The organism is Kitasatospora sp. NPDC057500, from assembly GCF_042802195.1.
Lineage (GTDB): Bacteria > Actinomycetota > Actinomycetes > Streptomycetales > Streptomycetaceae > Kitasatospora.
This window is the reverse complement of the sequence record NZ_JBHVER010000367.1, coordinates 1-3,995: the sequence shown is the minus strand read 5'-3', so window position 1 is coordinate 3,995 and position 3,995 is coordinate 1. Positions and strand designations below refer to the sequence as shown.

Annotated in this window: 3 protein-coding genes; 2 read left to right on the top strand and 1 reads right to left on the bottom strand. The window is 74.9% G+C overall.

Annotated elements, in window-relative coordinates:
• The first annotated feature begins 112 nt into the window (after nt 1-112).
• Nucleotides 113-1,909: a tetratricopeptide repeat protein gene (locus tag ACFU74_RS36440; protein WP_380764423.1), complete on the top strand. Its 1,797-nt coding sequence runs from the start codon at nt 113-115 to the stop codon at nt 1,907-1,909.
• A gap of 37 nt (nt 1,910-1,946) precedes the next feature.
• Here the strand turns inward: ACFU74_RS36440 and ACFU74_RS36435 are convergent, their stop codons facing one another.
• Nucleotides 1,947-2,366, bottom strand: a complete 420-nt coding sequence (locus ACFU74_RS36435; RefSeq protein WP_380764422.1) for a Fur family transcriptional regulator — start codon at nt 2,364-2,366, stop codon at nt 1,947-1,949.
• Between the two features lie 105 nt (nt 2,367-2,471).
• Between ACFU74_RS36435 and ACFU74_RS36430 the strand changes: the two genes are divergently transcribed.
• Nucleotides 2,472-3,950, top strand: a complete 1,479-nt coding sequence (locus tag ACFU74_RS36430) for a catalase (RefSeq protein WP_380764421.1) — start codon at nt 2,472-2,474, stop codon at nt 3,948-3,950.
• Nucleotides 3,951-3,995 lie beyond the last annotated feature (45 nt).

Here is a 3,995-nt window from a genome sequence, read left to right as displayed (position 1 = left end):
CACCGAGGCCTGGGCGGAGAGCCCCGAACGGCGGCCCGGCGCCCTGCCCGCCCAGCGCACCAGCGGCCTGGCCGAGCGCAGCCCCGCCGGCGGCTGGGGCCCGGACTCCCTGGTGCACGTCCCGGCCGGCGGACTCGCCGCCGCGCCCGGCGCCCGCGGCGCGCCGTCCGACGGCTCCGGCCCCGGCGTCGAGAGCGACACCGGCTTCGACTCGGCCAGCTTCGAGACCGCGCTCGCCGCCCGCGAGCAGGCCGCCCTGGAGGCCCGGCACCGGCGCGCCGCCGACGACGGCGACCCGGACGCCGCCGCCCGGCTCGGCACCCTGCTGCTGCGCCGCGGCGACCTGGAGGACGCCGAACCGTACCTGCGCGGCGCCGCCGCAGCCGGGCTGCGCGCCGCCGCCAACAACCTCGGCGTACTGCTGCACCAGCGCGGCCACCGGGCCGAGGCCGCCCAGTGGTGGCGGCAGGCGGCGGTGGCCGGCAGCGCGCCCGCCGCCCACGCGCTCGGCCTGCAACTGCGCGACCAGGGCGAGGAGGAGGCCGCCGAGTACTGGCTGCACTTCGCCGCCGACCACGGCCACCCGCTGGGCGCCTACGCGCTGGGCGACCTCATGGAGCACCGCCGGGACGTGCGCGCCGAGCGCTGGTTCAAGGTGTCCGCCGACGCCGGGCACCGGGAGGCCGCCTACCGGCTGGCCCGGATGCGGGAGGCCGCCGGGGACAAGGAGACCGCCGAGGCCTGGTACCGGATCGCCGCCGCCCGCAGCCACGCCCGCGCCGCGCTGCGCCTGGGCGTGCTGCTGGAGGACCGGGCCGGCGGCGAGCAGTCGCTGCTGGAGGAGGCGGCCCGCTGGTACCGGCAGTCGGCGCAGAACGGAGAGCCGCGGGCCGCGTGCGCGCTCGGCTACCTGCTGCGCGACGGCGGGGACCTCGCCGCCGCCGCCGAGTGGTGGCAGGAGGCGGCCGAGGCGGGCGACGGCAACGCGGCCAACGCGCTCGGCGCGCTGCACGCCTCGCGCGGCGAGGCCGCCGAGGCGGAGCGCTGGTACCGCAGCGCGCTGGGGGCCGGCGACCAGAACGGCGCCTTCAACCTGGGCCTGCTCTGCGCCGGCGCGGGCCGCGACCAGCAGGCCGAGCAGTGGTACCGCCGGGCCGCGTACGCCGGGCACCGGGAGGCGTGCAACGCGCTGGCCGTGGTGCTGTTGCAGCGCGGCGACGAGTCGGGCGCCGAGCCGTGGTTCTCCAAGGCCGCCGAGGCGGGCAGCGTGGACGGCGCGTTCAACCTGGGCGTGCTGCACGCCGGGCGCGGCGAGCACCGGCAGGCGCAGGAGTGGTACGCGCGCGCCGCCGCGGAGGGGCACGGCGAGGCGGCGCTGCAACTGGCGGTGGTGCAGGAGCAGCGCGGCAACGCGGCGGGCGCGCTGGAGCGCTACCGGCAGGCGGCGGCGGGCGGCTCGACGGAGGGCGCGTTCCGGCTGGCGTCGGTGCTGGACCGGCGGGGGGACGCGGACGCGGAGGCCGAGCACTGGTACGCGGCGGCGGCCGACGCCGGGCACCGCCGGGCGCAGGTGCGGATGGGGGTGCGGGCGGCCGAGCGGGGGGCGCTGGAGATCGCCGAGAGCTGGTACCGGCGGGCGGCCGAGGCGGGCAGCCGCAGCGCGGCGTTCAACCTGGGGCTGCTGCTGGCGCGGCAGGACAGCGAGGCCGAGGCGATGCTCTGGTACACCCGGGCGGCGGACGCCGGGCACGGGCGGGCGGCGCTGCGCCTGGCGCTGCTGGCGCTGCGCCGGGGGGAGCCGGTGCAGGCGGAGGGCTGGTGCCGGCGGGCCGCGGACTACGGTCCGGCGGAGGTCGCCGAGCGGGCGGGCCGGCTGCTGGGCGCGCTGCACGCGGAGCTGAGCGCGTAGGCCGCGCACAGCCGGCCGCGTCGCGCGCGGCCGGGGCTCAGGAGCCGGCGGAACAGTCCGGGCACAGCCCGCGGTAGGTGATCTCGGCGCCGGAGAGGGTGAAGCCGAAGCGCTCGGAGGCGGGCAGGGCGGCCAGCGGGTCGCCCTGCGGGTGGACGTCGCGGATGGCGCCGCAGCCGTAGCAGACCAGGTGCTGGTGCGCGTGGTGCGCGTTGGGGTCGTAGCGCTTGGCGCGGCCGTCGGTGGCGACCTCCAGCACCTCGCCCAGGCAGACGAGTTCGCCGAGGGTGTTGTAGACGGTGGCGCGGCTGATCTCGGGCAGCCGCTCGACCGCGCGGGCGTGCACCTCGTCGGCGGTCAGGTGGACGTGCTCGCCGTCGAGGACCTCGGCCACGACCCGGCGCTGCGAGGTCAGCCGCCATCCACGTCCGCGAAGTCTCTCCAGCAGGTCACTCATGGACTCAGGGTAAGTGACACTCCGAGTCTGGTTCCAGTGTTGACTTAGACAAAGTCCAAGTTAGGATCGGTTCGTCACGACCGGATCACGCGGAGGCTCCCTCACATGACTACCCAGAACGAGCTGCGCCCCACCCTCACCACGGAGGCGGGTGCCCCCGTCGCCGACAACCAGAACACCGAGACCGCCGGCGTCGGCGGTCCGGCGCTGATCCAGGACCAGCAGCTGTTCGAGAAGCTCGCGCACTTCAACCGCGAGCGCATCCCGGAGCGCGTGGTGCACGCCCGCGGCGCCGCCGCCTACGGCACCTTCACGGTGACCGCGGACGTCACCGCGTACACCCGGGCCGCCTTCCTCTCCGAGGTCGGCAAGCAGACCGAGACCTTCCTGCGCTTCTCCACCGTCGCGGGCAACCTCGGCTCGGCGGACGCGGTGCGCGACCCGCGCGGCTTCGCGCTGAAGTTCTACACCGAGGAGGGCAACTACGACCTCGTCGGCAACAACACCCCGGTGTTCTTCATCAAGGACGCCACCAAGTTCCCGGACTTCATCCACACCCAGAAGCGCGACCCGTACACCGGCTCGCAGGAGGCGGACAACGTCTGGGACTTCTGGGGCCTGTCGCCCGAGGCGACCCACCAGGTGACCTGGCTGTTCGGCGACCGCGGCATCCCGGCCTCCTACCGCCACCTGGACGGCTTCGGCTCGCACACCTACCAGTGGCAGAACGAGGCCGGCGAGCACTTCTGGGTGAAGTACCACTTCAAGACCGACCAGGGCATCAAGAACCTCACCCAGGAGGAGGCCAACAAGCTGGCCGGCGAGGACCCGGACAGCCACCAGCGGGACCTGCGCGAGTCCATCGAGCGCGGCGACTTCCCGAGCTGGACGGTCAGCGTCCAGATCATGCCGGCCGCCGACGCGGCGAACTACCGCTTCAACCCCTTCGACCTGACCAAGGTCTGGCCGCACGCGGACTACCCGCTGGTCGAGTTCGGCAGGCTGGAGCTCAACCGCAACCCCGACAACGTCTTCGCCGAGGTCGAGCAGTCGATCTTCTCGCCGTCGCACTTCGTGCCCGGCATCGGCCCGTCCCCGGACAAGATGCTGCAGGGCCGCCTGTTCGCCTACGCGGACGCCCACCGCTACCGCGTCGGCATCAACGCCGACCACCTGCCGGTCAACCGCCCGCACGCCACCGAGGCGCTCAACAACCACCGGGACGGCTACCTCTACGACGGCCGCCACGGGCGCCGCAAGAACTACGAGCCGAACAGCTTCGGCGGCCCGGTGCAGACCGGCCGTCCGCTGTGGGCGTCGACCGCGGTCGACGGCGCCACCGGCACCCACGAGGCGCCCTCGCACGCCGAGGACGACGACTTCGTGCAGGCCGGCAACCTCTACCGGCTGATGGGCGAGGACGAGAAGCAGCGGCTGGTCGCCAACCTGTCCGGCTTCATCGCCAAGGTCTCCTCCGACCGCGAGGACATCGTCGAGCGGGCGGTCGAGAACTTCCGCAAGGCCGACGCCGACTTCGGCCGGCGGCTGGAGACCGCGGTGCGGGAGCTGCGCAAGCAGCAGTGACGCACCGTGACGCGGGGCCCGGTGAGGGGACCCGCTGAGCAGCGG

Bases quoted from the DNA above. Each gene is read 5' to 3' on its own strand.
- ACFU74_RS36435 (WP_380764422.1), bottom strand. From the start codon at position 2,366: ATGAGTGACCTGCTGGAGAGACTTCGCGGACGTGGATGGCGGCTGACC.
- ACFU74_RS36430 (WP_380764421.1), top strand. From the start codon at position 2,472: ATGACTACCCAGAACGAGCTGCGCCCCACCCTCACCACGGAGGCGGGT.